The sequence below is a fragment of the Rhodopirellula sp. MGV genome (assembly GCF_002251265.1).
In the GTDB taxonomy this organism is placed as follows: domain Bacteria; phylum Planctomycetota; class Planctomycetia; order Pirellulales; family Pirellulaceae; genus Stieleria; species Stieleria baltica_A.
This window is the reverse complement of the sequence record NZ_NPDI01000012.1, coordinates 52,778-76,305: the sequence shown is the minus strand read 5'-3', so window position 1 is coordinate 76,305 and position 23,528 is coordinate 52,778. Positions and strand designations below refer to the sequence as shown.

Annotated in this window: 22 protein-coding genes; 11 read left to right on the top strand and 11 right to left on the bottom strand. The window is 56.3% G+C overall.

All coding sequences use genetic code 11. The features are described from left to right. Positions 1-122: 122 nt before the first annotated feature. On the bottom strand, positions 123-287 hold the full coding sequence (gene rpmG / locus CGZ80_RS05135) for a 50S ribosomal protein L33 (protein ID WP_094412046.1): 165 nt from the start codon (positions 285-287) through the stop codon (positions 123-125). Between the two features lie 227 nt (positions 288-514). Between rpmG and CGZ80_RS05130 the strand changes: the two genes are divergently transcribed. Next, positions 515-2,431 carry a sulfatase gene (locus CGZ80_RS05130; RefSeq protein ID WP_094412044.1) on the top strand — a complete coding sequence of 639 codons (1,917 nt, stop codon included), beginning with the start codon at positions 515-517 and terminating at the stop codon, positions 2,429-2,431. Here CGZ80_RS05130 and CGZ80_RS05125 read toward each other — a convergent pair. From CGZ80_RS05125 to CGZ80_RS05110, 4 genes are all read right to left on the bottom strand, one after another. Then, positions 2,414-3,289 (bottom strand): hypothetical protein, encoded by an 876-nt coding sequence (locus CGZ80_RS05125; RefSeq protein ID WP_094412041.1) that lies wholly within the window; start codon positions 3,287-3,289, stop codon positions 2,414-2,416. The genes CGZ80_RS05130 and CGZ80_RS05125 overlap by 18 nt on opposite strands. A 38-nt stretch (positions 3,290-3,327) precedes the next feature. Then, on the bottom strand, positions 3,328-4,068 hold the full coding sequence (locus CGZ80_RS05120; RefSeq protein ID WP_094412039.1) for an ABC transporter ATP-binding protein: 741 nt from the start codon (positions 4,066-4,068) through the stop codon (positions 3,328-3,330). 118 nt (positions 4,069-4,186) lie between these two features. Next, the gene (locus CGZ80_RS05115; protein ID WP_094412037.1) at positions 4,187-5,776 is read right to left on the bottom strand and encodes an ABC transporter permease; all 1,590 of its coding nucleotides are present in this window, start codon (positions 5,774-5,776) and stop codon (positions 4,187-4,189) included. 158 nt (positions 5,777-5,934) lie between these two features. Then, on the bottom strand, positions 5,935-6,570 hold the full coding sequence (locus CGZ80_RS05110; protein ID WP_094412035.1) for a cytochrome c oxidase subunit 3: 636 nt from the start codon (positions 6,568-6,570) through the stop codon (positions 5,935-5,937). Between the two features lie 335 nt (positions 6,571-6,905). Here CGZ80_RS05110 and CGZ80_RS05105 point away from each other — a divergent pair, with 335 nt between their 5' ends. From CGZ80_RS05105 to lptE, 5 genes are read left to right on the top strand one after another with little or no spacing between them, the layout of a single operon-like run. Continuing rightward, positions 6,906-7,727, top strand: a complete 822-nt coding sequence (locus CGZ80_RS05105) for a hypothetical protein (RefSeq protein ID WP_094412033.1) — start codon at positions 6,906-6,908, stop codon at positions 7,725-7,727. A 6-nt stretch (positions 7,728-7,733) separates the two neighbouring features. Beyond that, positions 7,734-8,066 carry a tetratricopeptide repeat protein gene (locus tag CGZ80_RS05100; RefSeq protein WP_094412031.1) on the top strand — a complete coding sequence of 111 codons (333 nt, stop codon included), beginning with the start codon at positions 7,734-7,736 and terminating at the stop codon, positions 8,064-8,066. Further along, a complete protein-coding gene (gene recO, locus CGZ80_RS05095) occupies positions 8,067-8,825 on the top strand; it encodes a DNA repair protein RecO (protein ID WP_094412029.1) in 759 nt (252 codons plus the stop codon). It abuts the gene before it with no gap. Beyond that, a complete protein-coding gene (locus CGZ80_RS05090; RefSeq protein WP_233148236.1) occupies positions 8,822-10,180 on the top strand; it encodes a tetratricopeptide repeat protein in 1,359 nt (452 codons plus the stop codon). The genes recO and CGZ80_RS05090 overlap by 4 nt, the downstream gene beginning before the upstream one ends. A 9-nt stretch (positions 10,181-10,189) precedes the next feature. Next, the gene (gene lptE, locus CGZ80_RS05085; RefSeq protein WP_094412027.1) at positions 10,190-10,747 is read left to right on the top strand and encodes an LPS assembly lipoprotein LptE; all 558 of its coding nucleotides are present in this window, start codon (positions 10,190-10,192) and stop codon (positions 10,745-10,747) included. 13 nt (positions 10,748-10,760) lie between these two features. On the opposite strand, the gene CGZ80_RS05080 is transcribed toward lptE, so the two are convergent. Both CGZ80_RS05080 and aroB read right to left on the bottom strand, forming a co-directional pair. Then, entirely contained in the window at positions 10,761-12,245 is a 1,485-nt protein-coding gene (locus CGZ80_RS05080; protein WP_094412025.1) for a sulfatase, read from the bottom strand. A gap of 129 nt (positions 12,246-12,374) precedes the next feature. Next, positions 12,375-13,490, bottom strand: a complete 1,116-nt coding sequence (gene aroB / locus CGZ80_RS05075; RefSeq protein ID WP_094412023.1) for a 3-dehydroquinate synthase — start codon at positions 13,488-13,490, stop codon at positions 12,375-12,377. Positions 13,491-13,582: 92 nt separating this feature from the next. On the opposite strand from aroB, the gene CGZ80_RS05070 reads away from it, so the two are divergent. From CGZ80_RS05070 to tsaE, 5 genes are all read left to right on the top strand, one after another. After that, positions 13,583-14,221, top strand: coding sequence for a hypothetical protein (locus CGZ80_RS05070; RefSeq protein ID WP_094412021.1), 639 nt, complete (start codon positions 13,583-13,585; stop codon positions 14,219-14,221). Between the two features lie 129 nt (positions 14,222-14,350). Next, the gene (locus CGZ80_RS05065; protein ID WP_233148235.1) at positions 14,351-15,922 is read left to right on the top strand and encodes a hypothetical protein; all 1,572 of its coding nucleotides are present in this window, start codon (positions 14,351-14,353) and stop codon (positions 15,920-15,922) included. A gap of 167 nt (positions 15,923-16,089) precedes the next feature. After that, positions 16,090-17,574, top strand: coding sequence for an IMP dehydrogenase (guaB, locus tag CGZ80_RS05060; protein ID WP_094412019.1), 1,485 nt, complete (start codon positions 16,090-16,092; stop codon positions 17,572-17,574). Further along, positions 17,549-19,411 carry a hypothetical protein gene (locus CGZ80_RS05055; RefSeq protein WP_143543750.1) on the top strand — a complete coding sequence of 621 codons (1,863 nt, stop codon included), beginning with the start codon at positions 17,549-17,551 and terminating at the stop codon, positions 19,409-19,411. Before guaB ends, CGZ80_RS05055 begins: the two co-directional genes overlap by 26 nt. 86 nt (positions 19,412-19,497) lie before the next feature. Beyond that, positions 19,498-20,145, top strand: coding sequence for a tRNA (adenosine(37)-N6)-threonylcarbamoyltransferase complex ATPase subunit type 1 TsaE (gene tsaE, locus CGZ80_RS05050; RefSeq protein WP_094412015.1), 648 nt, complete (start codon positions 19,498-19,500; stop codon positions 20,143-20,145). 68 nt (positions 20,146-20,213) lie between these two features. On the opposite strand, the gene CGZ80_RS05045 is transcribed toward tsaE, so the two are convergent. The 4 genes from CGZ80_RS05045 to CGZ80_RS05030 all read right to left on the bottom strand — a co-directional run bounded on the left by CGZ80_RS05045 (position 20,214) and on the right by CGZ80_RS05030 (position 23,498). Further along, a complete protein-coding gene (locus CGZ80_RS05045) occupies positions 20,214-21,665 on the bottom strand; it encodes an MBL fold metallo-hydrolase (RefSeq protein ID WP_094412117.1) in 1,452 nt (483 codons plus the stop codon). Positions 21,666-21,694: 29 nt separating this feature from the next. Beyond that, positions 21,695-22,525, bottom strand: coding sequence for a sulfite exporter TauE/SafE family protein (locus CGZ80_RS05040; RefSeq protein WP_094412013.1), 831 nt, complete (start codon positions 22,523-22,525; stop codon positions 21,695-21,697). Further along, positions 22,513-23,067: a rhodanese-like domain-containing protein gene (locus CGZ80_RS05035; protein WP_094412011.1), complete on the bottom strand. Its 555-nt coding sequence runs from the start codon at positions 23,065-23,067 to the stop codon at positions 22,513-22,515. Before CGZ80_RS05035 ends, CGZ80_RS05040 begins: the two co-directional genes overlap by 13 nt. 74 nt (positions 23,068-23,141) lie before the next feature. Further along, a complete protein-coding gene (locus CGZ80_RS05030) occupies positions 23,142-23,498 on the bottom strand; it encodes an ArsR/SmtB family transcription factor (protein WP_094412008.1) in 357 nt (118 codons plus the stop codon). Between the last annotated feature and the right edge of the window lie 30 nt (positions 23,499-23,528).

Sequence of the window (23,528 nt, the reverse complement as noted above, 5' to 3'; positions counted from 1 at the left end):
CCCGTTTTCGAAAAGGAGTTGAACTTACAAGCGAAAACGCGACGGAATCCGTCGCGCTCGAAAAGTAGCTGTGTTGCAGCCTCCGCGTTGTGTTGAAACGGCGGACGCCAGCAGCAGACAGCTTATTTTTTCTTTTCGTTGTGCCAGGTGTGCTTCCGCACGCGTGGGCAGTACTTCTTCAAACGAAGTTTCTCGCCACCAGGCTTACGCTTGAGGGTGTAGTTGTAATCGCCAGTTTCTTCGCAAACCAGGAAGACGGTTTCGGCTTTCTTCTTGCTCTTTGCCATCGCGGGTGAACCAGATTTGGTCGTCGTCAGCGTTTAGGGGATTTCTATCGAGCCGCGAATTATGCCCATTGGCACCCGGATACGACAAGGCGTGTTTTTGAACTTCCCGGTCAGAGCAACGTAATTTAGGTAAAATTGGTCCATCGACCTGCTGTCGCAACTGGCTAAGAGCGTCACAATCGCCGTAACCAGTATTCTTTTATTGCCTTCCGACCAACGCCAACTTGATGAATCGATCACCCCTCTCGCGAGACTTCAAGACGCTGATAGCCCTGCTGATGACGGTCACGGGGTTGGTTTTTCAGTTTCACGCGCCGGTAGCCGCCCAGGACTCGACCTCCGAAAACGCACCGAGACGTCCCAATGTCGTGTGGATCATGTCGGAAGACAATTCGATTCACTACCTCCGGCACTTTGACCCAGCGGGGGCTCCCGCTCCGGCGATTGAAGCGATGGCGGCGCATGGCGTTACCTTCGATCGGGCATTTTCCAACGCACCCGTTTGTTCGGTGGCGCGAACGACGTTGATTACGTCATGTTATGCCCCGAGAATCGCGACGCAGTTCCATCGCAAGAACACCGCGGCAAAGATGCCGCCGGGTGTGGAGATGTTTCCCGCGTATCTGACAGCCGCAGGGTACTACACGACCAACTGCAATAAAGAGGACTACAACGCGATCAAAGGGGACGGCGTTTGGAGCGAGTCGAGCAAGAAAGCCCACTGGCGAAACCGGCCGGATAAGTCGATGCCGTTTTTCCATGTGAAGACCTTCACCGATTCGCACGAAAGCCAATTGCACTTTCCTGCCAGCGATGTTGATGACCGCCCAACTGAAACGGATCCGTCGACGGTGGCACTACAGCCTTACTTTCCCGACACACCGCTGTTCCGTTACACCAAAGCTCGCTACCTGGATCGGATGAAAGTCATCGATCGCCAAGTCGCGAGCGTGATCGAACAACTGGAAGCGGACGGCGAACTGGAAAATACGTTCGTGTTCTATTTCGGTGACCACGGCGGAGTGTTGCCGCGTTCAAAAGGCTATGCCTATGAATCTGGCCTGCACGTTCCATTGGTCGTGCGTGTTCCGGACCAGTTCAAGGCACTCGCAGGACGCTCGCTTGGCAGCCGCACCAACGGCTTTGTCGAGTTCGTCGATTTTGGACCGACGGTGCTAAGTCTTGCCGGTGTTGAGCAACCCGAAGGCGTCGATGGCCAGCCGTTCCTGGGGATGGACGCAGATCCTGACAAAGTCGATCGACGTGATGAAGCGTTTGGGTACGCAGATCGGTTTGACGAGAAGTACGACCTTGTTCGGACATTGCGTATCGGCGATTGGAAATACATCCGCAACTTCGAACCGTTCTATCCGGACGCGCTGCAAAACAACTACCGGTACAAGAATGCTGCCTACCAACAATGGCGTGAGCTGTTTCAAGCAGGGGAGCTTTCGGGGCCCGCGGCACAGTTCTTTCAACCCAAAGCCGCCGAGGCCTTGTATGACTTGAGCAGCGACCCGCACGAGATCAACAACCTTGCGGCCGATCCAGAACATAAGACACGGTTGTTGCAGATGCGGCAACAGTTGGATGACCGCTTGAAGTCCATGCCGGATTTGAGCTTTGTCACCGAAGCGGTCATGGTTGACGATGCGACCGAAAACCCAATCGCATTCGCACAGTCACACGCGGGGCAGATCGTTACTTACATCGATACCGTCAACCTGTGTTTGAAACCATTCTCAGAAGCGTACCCACAGTTGCAAAACGCACTGGATCCAGAAAAGGAGTCTGACGGTTGGGTTCGCTACTGGGCATTGGTCGCATGCAGCTGTTTTGGCGAAGAAGCAAAGCCGCTGTTGCCGATGATCGAAAACCTGCGTACCGACGTCGAGCCGTTGGTGGTGATGCGGGCGATCGAGTATCTAGAAATGTATGCAGACGTCGAAACGGAGCGGTTCATGCGACGTTCGATGGAACGGGCGACCAATGAACCGGAAGCCCTCCGGATCCTGAACACAATCGTCTTCTTGCGAGACTTTCATGGCTTCGAGATGGATACCAGCAATCTGCAAATGCTGATCCCGGTTACCAAGAACGGACAGTTGATCCGACGATTGGACTATTTAAACGATCGGCTTTAAGTTTCGCAGTTGCCGCACGCCGCTGACAAGGCTCCAGATGCCAGCGGCGATCACGGCACCAAGGCCTTGTGTTGTCCGCAGGCTAGATCTGCCTTCACTGATCATTTCCCAAGCGGTCAGTGCGATTCCGATTGTCAAGCAAAGGACTCCTGCCACGATCAAGATCCACGGTTCACGCTGTTGTGGTTCCGCTTCGAATCGGTTCGCCCAGTAGCCCACCACGGCAAACCCCAAGATCGGAATCGAAAGCAGCAGTTGTGGAATCGTGTACACAAACAGGTGGCTGAGGTCGCGTCCGTAGAACAGTTCGCTGACAAACGACGTGCCAGCCAGCGAAGCAAGCACCAACAACGCCGCGATCCAAACTTGGGGCAGCAGGTAAACGAGAATGGCCAGTAGCGCGGCTGCGATCGCTGCGTCCAATAGGTATTTCACCGTGAGAAGATGATCTTCGTACGCGGCTTCGTAGTACTGAATCAGCGAGTCGCAGTGTCGACGCACATCAGGCCCGTCGTCGTGGTCAGGGATCTCGTCCGCGAGGAATTGAAAGTACTCGTCGTGATAGTCAAAGAACGGCAGACGTTCGGATTGTCCACGCAGGTCGTCGATGATCTGTTCGGCCACCATTGTCGCGTCACGTCGGTGGTCGGCAGGGGCGTACTGACTAGGCGTGGGGGCGCTGAACACGAGCCAAGCCAAGTACGGGATCGGCAAGAAGGTCAGCACCAGATAGCAGATCGCCAGTCGTCGTACCGTGCGGCGTGCCGTTTGCGAACGACTCGTAGCATCGCTGCCAGCGGATTTCGGATTCCGTGATTCGGACCCCGTTTGTTCTTGGTTTACCGGTTCCTGGTTCACCGTCTGACCGTGGTTCCGAGTCGTTGCGGAGGGTTTGCCTATGCGGCCACTGATTGTTGAATGCGGTTGTCTTCGATCAAGCCGTCTTTCATCCGCCAGCAAACGTCTGCGCCCGCGGCGATCTCGTCGTCGTGCGTGATCATCAAAATCGTCATGCCGTCGGTGCGATTCAGCTCGTCCAGCAGCGTCAGGATTTCGTGTCCGGTTTCGGTGTCTAGGTTACCAGTCGGTTCGTCGGCCAGCAGCATTTTGGGGTCCGTCATCAACGCTCGCGCGATCGCGACCCGTTGCATTTCGCCACCACTCATTTCGCTGGGGCGATGGCTCGCTCGATGCAGCAGACCGACGCGGTCCAACATCGCTTCGGCGCGTTTGCGATTTTCACTACGGTTTTTCAAGTAGCGAAAAAAGCTTTGTCCGATCATCGCCGGGGCGAGCACGTTTTCCAGTGCCGATAGCTCAGGCAACAAGTGATAGAACTGAAAAATCACGCCGATGTCATGATTGCGAAAGTGATCGCGTTTGGACCGCGAGGCGTTGTCGACACGACTGCCACGGAACCACACTTCGCCTTCGTCGGGGCGATCAAGTGTCGCCAGCAAGTGCATCAGCGTGCTCTTTCCGCTGCCGCTGCGTCCCACCAGTGCGGTGACTAGACCTTGTTCGACGTCCAGGTCAACGCCACGCAAGACCGGCACCGCGATGCGATCCTTGTGGTAGCTTTTGGTCAACCCACGAGCACTCAAGACGACGGAGTCAGACGGAGTCGAGTCGGACATATGGAAACGGTGAGTTGGGGATGGTCGGGAAGGAACTGGGCAAGGAACTTGGCAACGAAAACGCGTCGGAATGCTAGAGCGGGCAGCTCGTCGCTATTCAAACCGCAATGCGCTGGCTCTATTCAAACCGCAATGCGCGGACGGGGTGCATGCGAGCGGCACGAATCGCCGGCAGGACACTGGCGAGTACTGCGATGGTCATCGCGCCGATCATCACCCAGACCAAGGTCAGCGGTTCGATGATGGTTGGGATTTCGCTGAAGTAATACACGGTTGGGTCAAAGACTTCTTGGCCGGTGATCCGTTCGACTATTCCGGCAATGCCGTTGATGTTGTCGACGAACAGTAGCCCACCAACCAATCCTGCACCGCTGCCGACGAAGCCTAGCAACAGCCCGTAAGATAGAAAGATACTGCTGACACCGTGGCCTGATGCACCGAGTGCTTTCAGTGTGCCGATATCGCGAGTCTTCTCGACAACGATCATGAAGAACGTTGCCAGGATTCCAAAGCCGGCGACAGCGATGATCAGGAACAGCAAGATGTTCAAGATCGTGGTCTCAAGGCGGACCGCCGATAGCAGTGGGCCTTGCAAGTCGCGCCATGTTTGGATGTTGTACGGATAAACTTCGGCGGGGAAGCGACGGCGAAGTGCGTCGCGGACCAGGTTCAGGTCAACGCCTTCGGCAACTTTCAATTGGATCGTTGTCACACTGCGAACGCCGGATTCGGGATTGATCATCCCACGCAAGTCTTGCAGGCGATCGAGTCGAACGAATGCGAACGTGCTGTCGTATTCGCTCATGCCGGATTCATACAAATCGACGACCGTGAATTTTTGATTCAAAACCTTGGTGTCTTCGCTCGCACTGGGAAAGATCATGCGAACGTCGTCGCCGGGTTGGGCGTAGTAGTGATCGAACACTTCTCCTTCGGCGTCGCGAGTGCGGACGCTGCAGGTCGAGATTCCTAGGATGATGCCGTCGAACTGTTCCTTCATCGGGTCGATCGACGCCACCAAACTTTCTTCGCTGGTTTGGGGCATTCCGGGGATCGCTAGGCTAGGACCAAACGACGGTCCGGCGGCCGCGGCAGAACTGGCGGCTTGTTCGGCAGCGATTTCTTCTGGAGTCATCTTCTGTCGTTTCAGCTCTTCCATCATGCGGCGTTCTTCGGCCAGCATGGCTTCGATCTGGCGGTCTTGTTCGACCCGTTCACGACGATGTTCCCAGCCCGCTTTTTCCAGGCCTTCGCGATCAGGGGCGTAACCGCTGTCGCGTAAGTCAAAGCTGGCCGAGGTTTTGTTTTCGGGGTGCAGTAGGTATTTGCCGAAATCGCTGACGCGGTTGTACGTTTCTGGGTCCAAGCCGATCAGGTTGACGTGTCGACCGATTTGTTGGCCACGGAAATCAATTCCCAGCATCGCGGGAACACTGACGCTGACCGATGATCCGACGATCGCAGGTCCGCAAATCCGTTCGATTTCACGCAGATGGCCTTCAGGATCTGGCATGCCGCCGGTGGCATGACATTCGATCATGATGTCGGACGCCAAGCCGTGAAGCCGTTCATGCATCTCCACCGAAAAGCCACTCATCACGGCATTCACGACGATCAACGTTGCCACACCGAGCGTGACAGAAATGATCGACGCCAACGCGATGTAGCGTGTTTTTAGGTAACGAAAGCAGAGTAACCAGCGGTACATTCGGCCCTTCCTTGGCGAGACCCGGTGCTTGGCGAGTTCGGACAAACACGCCACTGGGCAGTGGCTTGTGTGCGTCCAGCAGAATCCGTTGCTGCATCAAAGCCTCGCGAGTGTACGAGAGGCGGGCCGTTGGCGTAAAGATTGATGCGGCGGCCGAACTAAAACTGAAATCCGCCAGTTGTCAGCCAAAACGCCAGCATCATGCAAAGCCACACGATATCCAAGAAATGCCAGTACTGGGCCGCATAGTCGACCGGCCAATGTCGCTCGTGATCGTAGTGTCCGAGCGCAGTGCGCGCCGAAACAATTCCCAAGGCGATGATTCCGCCAAGCACATGCAATGCATGCAAAACTGCTAGCACGATGACCATGCCGGCGACACCTTGTCCTGTTCCGGCAAAGGACTGGGGGCCGAGCAGCATTTTTAGCATCGCCCAGCACTGGAGCACGGTAAACAGGATGGCGGCCAGACTGCTGGCGGCCAGCAAGATCGCAGTTTTTCCAATGCGGTCGCGACGAACCGTTTTTGTTGCCGAATGAACCAAAACGCTGATCAATAGCAGGCAGACGGTGCTGATCAGAAATGCGCCAGGCAGCTCGATTTGACTGTGGCGGTCATCCCAACGGCTGTAGGCATAGAGACCGTACAGTAGAATGCTGGTGACAAAGAAGACGAGCAACGACGCGATAAAAATCCATCCGCCTTGGCGAACTCGAACATCGACCGGCAAAACCGGGCGGACGACATCGTCGGGGCTGTCGGGCGGGTCGGATTGAAGTGCATCTACAGTCATCGCGACGAACTAGGGCGGTAACCAAATGGATGTGAAATCAGTATGCTGGCCGTTAAGTGGCGATCCGAACAGCACCGTGATGCGTTGATGAGAATCGGACGCGCTCATCCCACCGCCCCGCTCGTGCTTTTCGTTTGCACACCGGTGATTTAACCGGATTCCGATCGCCTCGGTAATCTGATCAGAGAAGTTTCTTACGTCAAATGCCCGAAATCCGCGACTTCTGCAACGCTGACCTTCCCGACCTTGCCAGGGTTTGGAGCCAACATTGGTCCGCGACAGGTACCCCTCCCCCGATTAGTACAACAATCATTGAGAGGGCGATCCTTTCGCGGATGTTTTTTTCCAGTCGCGAGTTGCTCGTTGCGGTGATCAACGGCAAAGTCGAAGCCTGGTGCCATTTCACCCGGCCTGGGAGGTTCGACGAATCGGAAAGCGACGAGCCGGTGGAAGACGTTGCGATCCTTTCAGCGATCTGCTTTACCCCCGCTGGTCTGGAATGCTGTGATGATTTGCTGCTCGCGGCGATGGACCGGATGGCGGCGCTGGGATGTCATTCCATTTTGGCTGGCCCGCTTCGCGATCAGCAGTGTGGCTATGTCGGCCTACCACCGATCGGGCATGGGGTCGGCATTCCTGATTATGACGTGCGGGTTTCGTCGTTGCTGTCACGTCACGGTTTCCGGCCTTGGGGAAGCTACACTCGGCTGGCGGTAACGACAGCGCCATATCGGCCGCCGGTCAATCGTGAAATGATGCAGTTCCGCCGAACCACACGCAGCGAATGCAGCGGCGTTGTCCCACAGCAATCACGCTATGCGTCCGCGATGGCGCACATGGATATCGAGCATTACCAGCTGGTGAACCATCGCAACGGTGACCGCCTGGCCAATTGCCGTCTATGGCTCAGCGACCCCGAAGCCCAGGTGATGAGCTGCAGCGAAGCGATTTTGGATTTGTCCGTGATCGAAACGCCTGGCGAGCTGAATCCGGCCGAAGTGTTCTTGGTTTCGGTGATGGTCCAATCGATGGCTACGCGCTGTGTGTTCCGCGTCGAAACGGTCATCGATTCAGAAGATTCAACGCTTGCCGAACAGCTTACAACCTTGCAATTCGAACATATCGGCGGCGGCCAACGCTGGAAGAAGGAGTTTTAAACAGAGATGTCGCGCAAAGAAAAAATTCTCGAGATGCTTGCCGATGAACCCGGCGATACATTTCTGCGGTACAGCTTGGCGATGGAGCTGCGGAAAGAAGGCGACCACGACGCCAGTCTGGAAAAACTGTCGGAACTGACCAGCGATTCGCCGCCTTATGTTCCCGCTTACTTCATGGCCGCGCAGCAACTGGTGGACCTGGGACGCGTTGACCAGGCACGGACACAACTGCGGGATGGCATCGATCAGGCTCGCACCCAAAACGACAGCCATGCGGCTGCCGAGATGAGCGAATTTCTCGCCTCCCTTGGCGAGTTGGGCGAAGACGACGAGCTCTAGATGGCCGCCGAACAGACGACGGCGATCGTGTTGCGGACGATCGAATTCAGCGAAACCAGTTTGGTCGTCCACCTGCTGACACGTGACTTTGGGCAAATCGCGGCCCTCGCCAAAGGGGCTCGCCGGCCGAAGAGTTCCTTCGAAGGTTCGCTTGACCTGCTAGCCGTCTGTCGTGTAGTGCTGATTCGGAAAAGTTCCGATGCGCTCGATCTGTTGACCGAGGCCAAGCTCCAACGGCGTTTTCGTGGAGCCGAAAAATCACTGCAGCGTCTGTACGCGGGGTATTACATCGCCGAAATGCTTCGACTTTTGACAGACAATCATGATCCTCACCCGGCACTTTACGATGCCGCCCTGGATGCCCTGGGCCAAATCGATGGGACGGGAAATCCAGCCACCGCGCTGTTGGGGTTTGATTGCGCCGCATTGCGGTTGCTCGGTCACGCACCGACCACCCGAAGCTGCGCGGACTGTGGAAACGTCGTGCCACGGCTTGGCCGTTTGCCCTTCGCACCGTTCGCAGGGGGCGTCGTTTGCAAATCGTGTCGAAGCCGCCAAATGTCGATTATCAACTTGGCTTTGGAAAGCATCGAACAACTTGAGGTAATGCTAGCACCGCACACTCGCCAACCGGTCCGCGTTTCCGCACCAGTTTATGGCGAATTGCGCAGCATGCTGAACCGATACATACAAGCAATCCTTGGCACGATGCCTCGGATGCAACATTTTCTGCCCGCCCGGATGGAACCGGACGAATGAATCGAATCGTCATTGAAAAGTACCGAAATCCAATCGATCGTCACGCACCGGCCGACTTGGTGTTGATGGCCTGCGCGACGCTGTTGGCTTGTGCCACCGGTTGCCAGACCTTCGGCAGCAGCGATAGCAAGCAGCGGTTCTTTCCGCCATTGCCGTTCACGGCAGCCGCAGCAGCCGAGAAGGCGGCGGCTGAGGAAGCCGAGCAGCCAGTCCGCGAAACCGAGGGACGCTCAAAACGCTCGACCGGCACCAATCGATTCGGTTCCAACCACCTCGTTGGATTCGTCACCGGCAAGACCACCGAAGACCTTTCCAAAGCCAAAGAGCTGTATCGCGAAGCGGATGGAATCTTTCGTGAAGCCATGAATGCTCCGGAGGAGGAGCGTGCGGACGAATTCGTTCGCGCCGCAAAGCTGTTCAAGAAAGCGACCAAGGAAGCACCGGGTTCGGCGATCCATCAAGACGCATTGTTCATGCAAGGCGAGTCGTATTTCTTTGCAGACGATTTGAACAACGCACGTGACGCGTTCGAAAACTTGCAAAAAGAATTCCCTCGCAACCGTCACACTGATCGTGCCGCATCACGCCTGTTTTCGATCAGCAAGTATTGGATCGACATCGACAAGTCGGGCAACGAGTCATGGTACACGTTGAACTTCTTTGACGATAAGCGTCCGATGCGTGACGCGGCCAGCCACGCGGTTCGTGTGTTGGACCAGATCCGCTACGATGATCCGACGGGCAAGCTTGCCGACGACGCCACCATGGCTGCGGCTGCGGAGTACATCCGCCGAAAAGACTATGAACGAGCCGATGAGTTTCTGACGGACTTGCGGGAAACGTTCAGCGATAGCGATCACCTGTTCTTGGCACACCTGCTCGGCATCCGTTGCAAATTGGAAGTCTATGCAGGACCGCTTTATAGCGAGCGAATGTTGGAAGAAGCGGACTCGTTGGTCAAGCAAACACGCCGCCGTTTTCCGGACAAGCTGAAAGAGCAGAAGTACGCCGACATGGTCGCCCGTGCCGCGGCGGAAATCGATTATCACAAGGCCGAAAAGCTGGCCTTCCGTGCGGGCATCCGCGAAAAGCAGCACGAGTACGGTGCGGCGTCGGAGCTCTATCGCAAGCTGCTGCGTGACCATCCGTCCGCACCGCAAGCCGAACAGGCACGCACTACCTTGGCTCAAATCGAAGACCTGCCCACGTCACCTGATCGCCCGCTGGCGTTCATGACCAAGGTATTCCCCTCGGCCAAGCAATCGGCACCACTGGTCACGGTGGAAAACCAACAGTCTTCTGAAGGCACTTCGGAAGAAAACGAGACAACATCCAGCGGATCGATTTTTCGATAGGTAGTCGCGATGGACAGTCATTTCTCACCTTCAACATTGCCGATGCGTTGCCGCCTGATGCTGATCGCCTTGGCGTTGGTGTGGTTGCCGGTCGGCTGTGCATCGTATCGTTTCGGTGCGGACGCACTTTATCCGGCGGGCGTACGTACGGTCCATATTCCCGTGGTTCGCAACGAAACGTTTCGGCCAGACTTGGGGAAACAGCTGACCGAAGCATTGGTGCGTGAAGTCGAGCGACGCACGCCGTACAAGGTCGTCAGCAGCCCACTGGCTGACTCGGTTTTGTCGTGCAAGATTGTCATGCAAAACAAAACCGTGCTTACTGAAGTGCTCAGTGATGACCCACGAGCGCTCGACACGGCAATCACTGTGCATGCGAATTGGAACAACCGCCACGGCCAGTCGTTAATGCAAAACAGCATCGTGTCCAGCGATGTGGACATGACCGGATTCAGCCAAAACGCCCGCTTCGTGCCGGAAGCTGGCCAATCGATTGATACCGCAAACTTGCAAGCGATCGAACAGTTGGCAGGCCGGATTGTTTCGCAAATGGAATCACGCTGGTGATCGTGCGGCTGCGTTAATCCTGTTTTTGTTTTTGAAGCAGCTTCGCGATGTCCTTGCGTTCTGCGTCGGCATCAAAGTTTGGATTGGGTTCGGTGGGTACCGGTGCGTGTGAGTTGCGTCGCCATTGTTGAAGTTCCTTGTGCAAGCGATCGCGGACCTCTGGATTAGAATTGGCGAGGTTCGTTGATTCACCGACATCGGTTTGCAAGTCGTAAAGCTCCAGCCCACCACCTGGTAAGTCGCGGTCTTCGAAATACTCGTGTAGTTTCCAGCGTCCCCTGCGGATCACACTGCACGGACGACTGCGGAAGAGCAGGTCACGCTGTCCGTCGATTCGCGAATAGCTTTGCAGGTAGGCTGGGAAGTGCCAGTAAAGCGAACGGTGCGTGAATCCGTGTACTCCCTCGTTGGTCAGTTCGCCGGTTAGCAGCGGTTTTAAGCTCCAGCCATCCATGACTTGGTCAGGCGGTTCGGCGCCGGTGATTTCACAAAACGTCGGATACAGATCGACGTTGATCACCGGGACATCGCAAGTCGATCCTGGTTTGGTGATGCCAGGCCAGACGATAAACATCGGCTCGCGAATGCCGCCCTCGTAGTAGGTTCCTTTGTAGCCTTTTAGCGGATCCATCGATGTCGCCGGTCCGTAGCCACCGTTGTCGCTTGTGAACACGATCACGGTGTTGTCGGTTTGCCCTGATTGATCGAGCGATTCGATCAATCGGCCGATGCCCTGATCGACCGCTTCAATCATCGCTGCCATCACCGCATGGTCATGCAGTGTGCCTTTGGGCTTGCTGTCGTACTTTGCAACCAAGTCAGGTTCGCCTTGCAGCGGCGTGTGGACGGCAAAGTGTGTGAGGTACAAAAACCAAGGCTGGTCGGGTTCCTGGCTGATGAACTTGATCGCTTCGTCCGTTAGACGCCGCGTTAAGTACTCGTCTTTGGGCGAGTCTTTCAGTTCTTTGATGTTGCCATGCGGCGGGAAGTAACCTTGTGGTGGGCCGCCGCCATGAGTCCCCGCGAAATTGAAATCGAACCCGTAGGGCAGCGGATCATCGCTGAGGTGCCACTTACCGATCGTGCCGGTTCGGTATCCGGCATCTTGGGCACATTGGGCCCACGTTTTGATGTCGGGCCGCAACGTGTCGGTGCCGGGGATATGTTTCAGCCGGCCATGCGTTTTCTTTCCACGCCGCTTGGTCCCCACATTATAGATCTCGTGCCGGGGCGTGTATTGTCCCGACAGCAAGCTTGCACGCGACGGGGCGCAGTTCGCAGCGGCCGCGTATGCATTGGTAAACACCATGCCTTTGGCAGCAAGTGAATCCAGGTGAGGCGTTTCATAAAAGTCACTGCCCATGAAACCGGCGTCACGCCAACCGAAGTCATCTAGGAAAATGAATAGCACATTCGGGCGTGGTTCATCGGCAGGCTGGTCGGCAAGTGTTGGCGTCGAGCACAACAGTGCCACCAACATCACAAGCGTCGTTCGCATGGCATTCCGATCTGGCAAATCGATTGGGACTGGCGGGCGGGCACACTATCCAAAGCCGCTCGCGCGAGAATTCACTCGCACAACAGTCTACTCGATCCAGCATTGGGTCACCCGATCGTTGGCAAGCTCTTAGCGGTGGGCTTCGATGGCGGCTTTCACGGCGGACTGGTCGACGTCGCCAACCAAGTCGACTTTGCCGATCCCGCGCGGCAAGATGAATCGCAGTTTGCCGTGGGCGACTTTCTTGTCACGCATCATCACTGGGATCATCGCGTCGATGTCTGCTGCCGGAAAACGGATCGGCAATTCACATCGCTTCAGCAATTCCGTTTGTCGTTCTAAAACGCTTGCGTCGCAAAGTCCCAAATCAATTGCCAGCGACGCGGCCATCTGCATGCCGATTGAAACGGCTTCGCCATGGAGCAACGTTCCGTATCCGGCGGTCGCTTCGATCGCGTGTGCGAAGGTATGGCCGTAATTCAAGATCGCGCGGCGTCCGCTGGTTTCGCGTTCGTCTTCGCGGACCACGTTGGCTTTTGATTGGCAGCTTCGCGCGATTGAAAACTGCAGCTCTTTGGTTTGGCGTTTGACGAGTGCTTCGGCGTTGCTTTCCAAGTACTCGAAAAACTCCGCGTCATCGATCAAGCCATACTTCACCACTTCTGCCAAGCCACTGAGGTAACTGCGGTCTGGCAGCGTTCGCATCACTTCGGTGTCAATCCAAACGAGTTCCGGTTGCCAGAACGCGCCCACCATGTTCTTGGCACCAGACAGGTTGATTCCTGTTTTCCCTCCTACGCTGCTGTCGACCATTGCCAACAACGTTGTTGGAACTTGCACGAAACGGACACCGCGTGCGAAAGATGCCGCGACGAATCCTGCAAGGTCGCCGATCACTCCGCCGCCAACGGCGAACACAACACTCTTGCGGTCCGATCCGCATTGAAGCATCTGTTCGAGCAGTGTTTCGTACTGCTTGACTGATTTGCTTGTTTCGCCAGAGGGGACGGCAAAGCGGTCGATCCGTTGAGAAACCGATTGCAGTGGTTCGCAAAGCGCATCGGCGAGCGAGGTGACGGCTTCGTCGTAGATAACAACCGCGTGCGTCAGGTCTCCGACTGCGTTTTTGACCATCGCGGCAAAGCGCCCGGTTGCCGAGGAGGCAATGTGGATTGGATAACTACGATCTTCTAAGTCGACCAAAACAGTCGTTTCGCCGGCTTGGGCGGCCAGATTGGATTCCATGTTGCAATTCGTTTGGGCGTTTTAAGCGGTAGGATTGGTCGAGCGAAATTCGGCAGTTCAGCCCACGGGCTGAAAACGAGGCAGTTTAACCCATGCATTCTCCATCCGACGAGCGGCCCGATGATTCACAGTCCGGCGTCGCGAGTAGTGATCCACACTCGGACAAATACAACGACCCTCGTGTGAAAATCACCAAGCGAGGGATCTTATTGGGCTTATTCGTGATCGCGTTCGGTATCGTCGGTGGCGGGCTCAGCATCTGGGCACGTCGTACGAAGTCCGAACAGACCACTAAATTTTGGGGGGAACAGGTCGTCACAGCGTTTCAACTGGCCGAAGAGATCGAGCTGTTTCCACCCCCCAACGATGATGGCGAGCCGGTCGCATCGGTTCGCTTGAGCGGAATGCCCGGGCTGGGACATTTACGTCACATGTTTCTTGATGATCGCAGCTATGACTGGGACAGCGTTGTCGACGAAGGGTTCAATCATGAACCACAATCGGAACTGATCGTATTGAAGTGGTCAGACCCAACCGGCAATCGGTTTCCCGAGTTCAAGGTTGCAGTCGATCCCCTCGATGGCTGGGTGGGCGTTTTGCCAGGTAAGGCGAAGGTCCGTCTAAACGAACGCTTCCGCGAGGCGGTTCCAAGCTACCTCAAACAGATCGCCGACTTTGAACCGCAACGTGTAGAGAATCGAAAGGACCCGATCGTTTCGCCTGAAGGTTGACCCCAGCTTCACATTGATTCCGTCAGATTCTTTAGCGGTTGAGTACAATTCATTGTTGAGAACCGTTAACAACAGCATGGGGGGAGGTGTCCGCCCATTGCTGCCTTATCTTTTCAGGAACTACTCTCTGTGAGCACGACGGCTGATCCGAACGAGTTAACTCGCTCTGACGCATCCGCACCCGCCAGCTCCGATGACACCGAGTCGTTAGGTACCGACCGACGATTCGTGTTGTTTCAAGCGATGCCGGCTTGGTTGGTCAGTGCGCTCGTTCATATCTTGATCTTGGTCGTGTTGGGTTTGGTATCGATTGCCGATCCGATCCAAATTGTGAATGTCCTGACCGCTTCGAGCAGCCAAGACAACGGTCCCGAGATTGAAGAGTTGTCGATCGAAGATTTCGACCCCGGAGAGATCGAAGAGTCCGAACCGGTTTCTGAAGAAGTCGAAATCACCGATCCCGTCGACGTTGTCGAACCGGTCGCGATGGAAACGCCGATCATGGACATCGCCGCTGTCCCGCTCGAGATGAGTGACTTCTCACTCGACATGGCACCTGCTGCAACATCGTTGCAGTCCATGGCGTCGATGAACATGCAGGCGACTGCCAGTCGTTCGGCGGACATGAAAAAGAAACTGCTTCGCGAATATGGTGGCACCGAAAGCAGCGAGGCCGCAGTAACCGAAGCTCTTAAATGGTTCTCGCGTCACCAAATCAAAGTCGGTCCGAATGCCGGTGCGTGGACGTTTCAGCACGAAATCGTTTGCAACGGTGCCTGCGGAAACGGATGTAAAAGCCCAATCCGTGCCAAGCAATTCAATGCCGCCACGGCTCTGGCACTGTTGCCGTTTCTCGGTGCAGGACAAACGCACGTCAACGGAGAATTCAGTCCCGTTGTGATGGGAGGATTGCGATTCTTGGTTCAGAACGGAAAGCCCGGTAAGGAAGGCGGGTTGCCGTACATCGACTACCGCGGTGGTGGATCGATGTACGACCATGGACTCGTCGCGATCACCTTGTGCGAAGCCTATGCGATGACCGGTGATCCGGAGTTGGCCGGCCCTGCCCAAGCTGCCTTGAACTACATCGGACTCGCCCAATGCCGTGACGGCGGATGGCGTTACGGTTTTCGGGACAAAGACGGCGGTGACACGTCGGTCGTCGGATGGCAGGTGATGGCGCTCAAAAGCGGTCACATGGGACACTTGATTTTGCCTCCCAACGCCATTCCCGGTGCAACGGTGTTTCTAGGGAACGTCAGCAGTGACGAGGGGTCAACCTATGGCTATGTGGAACCGGCAAAGAACTTTCGCCCCGGGACCTCTGCCGTCGGGCTTCTCTGCAGGATGTACACGGGGTGGGATAAAAACCACACTGGAATCAAGCTTGGCGTTCAGCACCTCGCCACAACTGGTGTCCGCAAAGACGACCTGTACTACGATTACTATGCCGCCCAGGTCTTGCGGCACAACGGCGGCAAAGAATGGGACACGTTCAACACGGAACTCCGTGATTGGTTGGTCGAAACTCAAGACCAAACACGCGGCGCGAAAGGCAGTTGGTTCTTTCCCGACGTCACTCACCTGTCCGATAGTGGTCGCTTGTGTTTGACCTCGTTCGCGACGATGATCCTGGAAGTTTATTACCGGCACATGCCGCTCTACGCAGAAGTCGCTGCCGAAGACGAATTTCCACTCTAGTCCATTAGGCACCGGTGTGATGACTGATGACGCATCCCCGGCATTAATTCCCCGCCAATGGAAGTCTTGTCGGCCTTACAGAAACGCGGCTCTTCCGTGATCGCGTCGAAACAGTCATACTGCCGGGCTTTTCCCCACGTCTTGGCCTTCAGCGTGACAGGTTCGGCATGTTTGAAGAGAAAATCAGCTACAGCGGCGTCACTTTTGATGATGTTCTCCTGGAGCCGCGATACAGTGAAGTTGTTCCTAGCGAAGTCGATGTTAGCAGCCATCTGACGCAACGCATTCGCCTGCAAATCCCCTTGCTGTCCTCCCCAATGGACACCGTCACCGAAGCCGAAATGGCGATCGGTTTGGCGAAAGAGGGCGGTCTGGGCATCATCCATAAAAACCTCTCCACCGAGCATCAGACGGAAGAGGTCCTCAAGGTCAAGCGATCGGCCAACGGCATCATCGTCGACCCTGTTACCCTGCCGCCGGGTGAAAAGGTTGGCCGGGCTGCAGAGCTGATGGATCAAGCAAACGTCTCGGGGATTCCGATCGTCAATGAGAACGGTACGCTCGCCGGAATTCTCACCCGGCGTGACCTGCGATTCCTAGAAGACCCAGATCTCCCAGTTTCTGAGGTCATGACCTGTGAGAATCTGGTGACGGGAACGGGGAATGTAACGCTTGAGGAAGCTGAGCGAATTTTAACGGCAAAAAGAGTCGAGAAACTCTTGCTGATTGACGAAGATAGGAAACTAACGGGTCTTATTACGATTCGCGACATCGACATGATGAAGCGATTTCCTCGTGCTTGCAAAGATTCGCAAGGTCGTTTGCGTGTCGGAGCAGCCATCGGGGTTGGCGATTTGGTCCGTGCCGAACAGTTGATCAAGCAAGGCGTTGACTTGCTGGTCGTCGATTCGGCTCACGGCCACAGTAAAAACGTGGTCGAGACGGTCAAAGAGATTAAGGCACAAAAGGGTTGGGACATTGATGTCATCGCGGGCAACATCGCGACGGCAGAAGGTGCCGAAGCCCTGATCAAAGCCGGTGCTGATGCCATCAAAGTTGGGATTGGCCCCGGTTCGATCTGCACGACACGCGTTATCAGCGGTGTCGGCGTGCCGCAGATCTCCGCGATCATGCGAGCGACCGAGGTCGCAAAGAAACAAAACATACCTGTCATCGCCGACGGCGGCGTTCGCTTTAGCGGTGACATTACGAAAGCCATCGTTGCTGGTGCCAGCACCGTGATGATTGGCAGCCTGTTTGCCGGATTGGCCGAAAGCCCCGGCAAAGTGATCCTTTACCAAGGTCGAACCTTTAAGGCGTACCGTGGCATGGGATCGATGGGTGCCATGGTCAAAGGCAGCAGCGATCGATACCGCCAGAAAGGCGTGCAAGCAGGAAAGCTTGTCCCCGAAGGCGTTGAAGGCCGTGTGCCTTACAAAGGTCCGCTCAGCGATTACGTCTACCAACTGGTCGGCGGCTTGCGTGCGGGCATGGGATATTTGGGAACAAGGACGATCGAAGAGCTGAAGCGGGATGGAAGGTTCATCCGCGTTTCGGCCGCGACGGTAAGGGAGAACCATCCGCATGACATTGCGATCACGCAAGAAGCGCCCAACTACAGTCCCGATGTCGGGTCTTCCGACGCAGGCTAACCAAAGCCTCGCGCGGCCATCTCGCATGGTGTTGGCCGCATTGGTAGCTCTGGCACCGCTGAGCGAATTGGCGCTCAGCGATCTCGCTTATGCCCAGCAGCCCAACACTCGCCAAGCCTCGCCGGAAACCGAACCCGGCTGGAATCTTCGCTGGCGAAAAAGCTCTCAAATCGCGCCGGCACCCGTGCATGTGCCGCAGCACGACGTCTTCGCCGAGCCTGCTCGTACCGCAAGTCCTGCCGCAAATCAGGCTGCGGCAAATTCGACGATGACGATCGTCCGTCGAACGGGTGTCGGTCAAGTCGCAAACGCCGCCTACGCAAGCCCTGGCTACGGTGCCGAACAGGCTGTCCGACCGGCAAGCCATCAGGTTGCAAGCGATTTCCAAGATCGCAACGCGTTCGCCAGCCAAGTGAACCGCGGTGCGATTCAGCAAACCGCACATACTGCTAGCGGTCAAAGCGGTCTCGGCCAGCCGCAGCGCGGGCCGGTTGCCAATTACCGTCGTGACGCGGCTCCGATCCAGCAAAATCAGTTGCAAGAACGCTTGCCACGCCCCGAAGACTTTTTCAATGATCCGTTCGCGGACGGAACACAAGCCGCACCCGCGCAAGCCCGTTTGGCGGCGGTACCGATTCCAGTTCCTGATCCGCAAACCGATGATGCCGCGGCGCCAAGCGGATTCGGACTGCCCGATTCGTTGCCAGGTACGGCTGAACAAACCGACGATACCCCCGCGAACCCGTTCCGAAATCGCAACTTGCCTGACCCATCGGCACCAGCCGCTGATCAGATCCCGTTGCCGGCTCCGGAGTTGCCGATGCCGTCGCAGTCTCCAGGGAACGATTCGTCACTTCGAGGTTTGCTGAGTGATCCCAGCATCGCACCCGAGCAGCCAGCCGAAGAAGTGCCCGCGCCACAGCCCGAGCAAATCCTTCCGCCAGCGGACATGCAATCGCCGGGTGACTTGGGCAACGACGGACCCGATGATGACTTCCGTTTTACCCCGCCGATGCAATCGGACCGATCGGATAATGGCCAGCCATCACCGAGTGACCTGCCATCGGGCAACGCGTTTCCGAACCGAACTCGCGAGAACCTAAACGATCGCTTCAACAACGGCGCATACAACGACACTTCGATGTTGCGTTCGAACGAGTTGTCGTGCGAAGACTTTCGTGATCGCATCAAACGCGAGACGATCGACACGATTTCGTTGGATCCCAGCCCGCCGTTCCGTCCCGATCTGTTCGATCCGGAAGACTACCAAAAGCAGCGTGAGAAGTTCGAGCGACGTCAGTCTGTTCGCGCTTGGCGCAACCTCGGTGGCGAAGAAGTCGCACGTGGCAAACTGGTCGGTTTGGCCTACGAGCAAGTCATCATCGAAAGCGAAACCGGCTCACGACAAGAGTTGCCAGTCAATCGTCTCAGCGAAGGCGACTTGGGGTACTTGGCCGAGAACTGGGGCCTACCGAAAGAATGCTTGGTGGAACAGGTCGCGTACACACCGCGAAACTGGGCACCCATCACGATGACGTACAAAGCGTCCAACGCCTGCAGCAAGCCACGTTACTTCGAAGAAGTCAACTTGGAACGCTACGGTCATTCGGCCGGACCATTGTTGCAACCTGTCGTTTCGTCGGCACACTTCTTCGCCAACATCGCAGTGCTGCCCTACAAGATGGGCATCCATCCGCCCGACGAATGTGTCTACGCCCTCGGGTACTATCGACCCGGAAACTGTGCACCGTGGATCGTCCCACCGGTTCCCGTCAGTGCACGTGGAGCCCTGGCGCAAGGCGCATTCATGAGCGGTGCCTTCTGGTTGATTCCCTAATCCAGTCAGAGCACCGTAGTGGATCTTGTCAAAGATCCCGCAGCATACCGTAGTGGATCTTGTTAAAGATCCCGCTGCGTACTGTAGTGGATCTTGTTAAAGATCCCGCCAGTTCTGCATTGTCCCCCAAAGGGATCTTTCACAAGATCCACTACCTCATCCGGATCTTTCACAAGATCCACTACATTGTGATTCCGTTCCGCCTCAAACGCATTGGAGGCGGATGCAACATCGATGTTGGAGTCTCGCCGTTTGGCGTTTTGATCATGCAACTCAACGACATCGACCTGCCCAAGCTACATCAACTTGCCGAGCGGATGGTTCGGCATCTGCCAAAGCCGTTGACGGTCGGGTTGGTGGGGACGCTTGGTGCTGGGAAAACCACGTTCGTGCAGGCCTTGGCCGCAGCCGCCGGAGTCGATTCCGACGACGTCACCAGCCCGACGTTTACGCTGTTGTCCAGCTACCAAGCGACGATTGGCGCTGGCGAGATCACCTTGCACCACATGGATGCCTATCGCGTGCATGATGAAGACGAGTTCTTGGAACTCGGTGTCGAAGAACTCTTTGACGACACCGACGCTTGGGTTTTGATCGAATGGGCGGACAAGGTCCAAGCGGTGATGCCACCTGAGACGCTTTGGATCACGATCGAAGCGACGGAACCGCGTTCGATTCACTTCGCATGCGAATCGGCAGCGGTTCACACAGCGCTTCAGTCGCTCGTCGTCTAGACCTTGGACGGTTCAGAGGGCGTTCATTCGAAAGCCCTCGAAAACGTGCAAAAGCGTTTTGGCCTCAATCAAACGTGACAACTTGCTTCGCAGTCAGCTTGGTCGTCTTGAACCACTTCCAAACCGGAGTCGACCCACTTCGTGTAACCGCCGGTCATGTTGATCACTTGATAGCCTTCCGCTTGCAGCACGCTGGCCGCGATCGAAGAACGTGCACCGCTTTGACATTGCACGACGATCGGTTTGTCCTGAGGCAGGTCATCAACGTTGTCTGGCAATCGCCCAAGGAATCGATGTTCGGCCTTCGCGATATGCCCGCTTTGCCATTCCGAGTCGCTGCGGACGTCGATCAGCTTGACTTGTCCTGATTCGATGGTCGGCGCCAAGTTTTCCGGGGTGTCGGTGGGATAGGACTGTGAAACCAGTTCGTCGTCGATCAACGCATCACGCTGAAACAGTCCCGTGATTTTGTCGATGCCGATCTTTTGCAGCACCATGATCGCCTCGGCCACTTCGCGATTGTCCGCGTCGCCATTTTCGGTGATCAGGTACACCGGTTTGGAATAGTCGACGAGCCATCCGGCCCACGCGGCCAGCATTCCGGTTGGGATGTTGACTGTGCCTGCGACGTGTTTTTCGCGGTAGATGTCCGAGGCAACGGTGTCGATCACGGTGCCGTCTGCGATCGCCGATTGGATCTTTGCGGTATCCAAGTAAGACACGTTCGAATCGGCACCAATGATTGCGGGGCCCTCTTTGTTCACTCGCTTCATCACCGCAAAGTACTTTGGCGCTTCCGGTTGCTCATCGAGAATGTATTGGACGAACACGTTTTCGTCGGTGAATTGCAACGCCGGGTTGAACCGTTTTTCATAGCCCACGGTCGACGAAGGAATCGCACCCAAGCCTTTACCGCATGCGCTGCCCGCGCCATGCGCCGGCCAGACCTGCAGGTATTCAGGCAGCGTCTTAAAACGCTCGGCAGACTTGAACAGATCACGGGCGCCCGGTTCGGCGGTGTTGGCAAGTCCTGCCGCTTGTTCGAGCAAATCGGGGCGGCCGATCGATCCGACAAACACAAAGTCGCCCGTGAAAATCCCCATCGGCTTGTCGGCGCCGCCACCTTGGTCGGTCAGCAAAAACGAGATGCTTTCGGGGGTGTGTCCGGGGGTGTGCAGCACATCGAACTTGATGTTACCGATCAAAAACGAATCGCCGTCGTGCAGTAGCTGGTGATCGTACTGTGACGCGTATTGGTATTTCCATTCTGCCGGGCCTTCGTCGGACAGATACAGCTTGGCACCGATTCGATCGGCCATTTCACGTGCGCCGGAAACGTAATCCGCATGGATGTGCGTTTCGGCGACGGCGGTGATAGTGACGCCTTCCTGTTTGGCCGCTGCCAAGTAGGGTTCGATGTCACGACCGGGGTCGACGATCACTGCAACCTTGGCACGCTGGCAACCGACCATGTACGACGCGTGGGCGAGTTTCTTATCGTAAAAATATTTCAACAACATCGTCATTCTCCTCGACTGAAATCGCTCGCCTAATTGGTAAGCAGCATTGATTTTGAAATCACAAAGATCGCTACCAAGATCACCCCGCTAGCGAACACCTTTTGTAAGGTTGCCCCTTTCAATCGCTTTGCGACCAAGCCTCCGACCCACATTCCCGCAAAGCCACCGATCATGAATTGCAGTACCAGTTGCCAGGACAGTTCGCTGCCCGAACTGACGTACGACGAAACGCCGCTGATACTGACCAAGACGATCACCATCAGCGATGTTGCCACCGCCTGATGAATCGCCATCCCGCTGAACAGCACCAAGGCAGGGACGATCACGAAGCCGCCGCCGACACCAAACATGCCCGACAACACGCCCGTCATCAGTCCCACTCCGGCGAGCAGCACTGCACACTTCGACGTCAATCGCAGGCGACCGTCTTGGTCACGCTGACAGGTCGAAGGCTCGCACGTTTCCTTGGCCACCGGATCGCTGGCCGGTTTGGCCGTGGCCGCTTGGCGCGATTTTGCCCACATCCGCCAAGCGACCACAAACATCAGCAGCCCAAACAGGATCAGCAAAACGTTCTCCGGGATCAGGCCCGAGAGATAGTTGCCGATCGGGGCACCAATCATGCCAGCGATCGCAAATAACAAACCCGTTCGCAATTCAACCTCGCCACGGAATAGCCGTGGTGTCACGCCAAACAGTGCCGTTCCGCCAACCGAAGCCAGCGACACGCCGACGGCTTCACGGGGTGCCACCGACAAGCCGTAAACCAGGAGCGGCACCGCGAACACACCCCCGCCCCCGCCGGTCAATCCGAGCGCAAACCCGACGACTGCTCCGAACAGGATGGCTAGGCCGAACACGTTCCGCCTCCACATCGATTCCAAGGCATTTTGGCCAGGATCATTCCCATTCCGCAGGTGTCCGTCACGCCGGCAAAGGTCAGCCCCGCGCCGATGAACGCCGGGATCCCCGCCCAGTAAACGTTCCCCGTCGCAAGAGCGAGTGCCGATCCGACAAACGCGATCAGACCCGCGCAGATTCGTACCTGACGTTCCAACGAGATCGCCCGCTTGCCGCGTTCGACTGGCAGACCCGCAGCATCCCAAGCGGTCGTGCCGCCTTCGACGTTGACCACATTGGCGAAACCAGCGTCGACAAACTTTTGGCACGCTTTGCCAGATCGATTGCCGCTGCGGCAAATCACATACAGGGGGTGATTGCCGGTCTGCTGCCGAGACCGCATCACCGCAGTTGGATTCAATTCATCAAGTGGGACGTTCACCGCTTTGGTCGCATGAACCTCGCGAAACTCCACCGGAGTCCGAACGTCGATCAGTTCCACGCCGTTCTGGGCGTCAAGTTCTGCCAGCTTGCTGACAGTGATTGTTTCGAAAGTCGCCATCACATTTCCTCATTGATTCAAAGTGTCGAAAAGTAGACAGTTCGAAAGGTTGCGATATATTGACCGAAAAAATTTTACCCGGCGTTCTTGCTCGCTTCGGGTAAAAACTTGCTTTCAATGCAGTTCATGAGGCTCGCCAAGTGAGGTTCGGCGACACGGTAATAAACCCGTCGACCTTCGCGTTCACTCGTGAAAAAACCACATCGCTGCATCAGTCGAAGGTGATCCGACGCGACATTGTCGGGGATCCCGCAGTCTTTCGCGATCTCACCGACCGTGTAGCGGCCGAAGAGCAACAGTTGCACCATCCGCAGCCGTACCGGGTGAGCCAGTGTTTTCAGGCACTCCGCAGCATCCGCAAACGCTTCTGGACTGCCGATCGGTTTCTCGGCGACTGGTTCGGTAGTGGTTTCGTTTTTCGACATGCTCATTGACCTCTGATTTAATATATCGTGATCTCG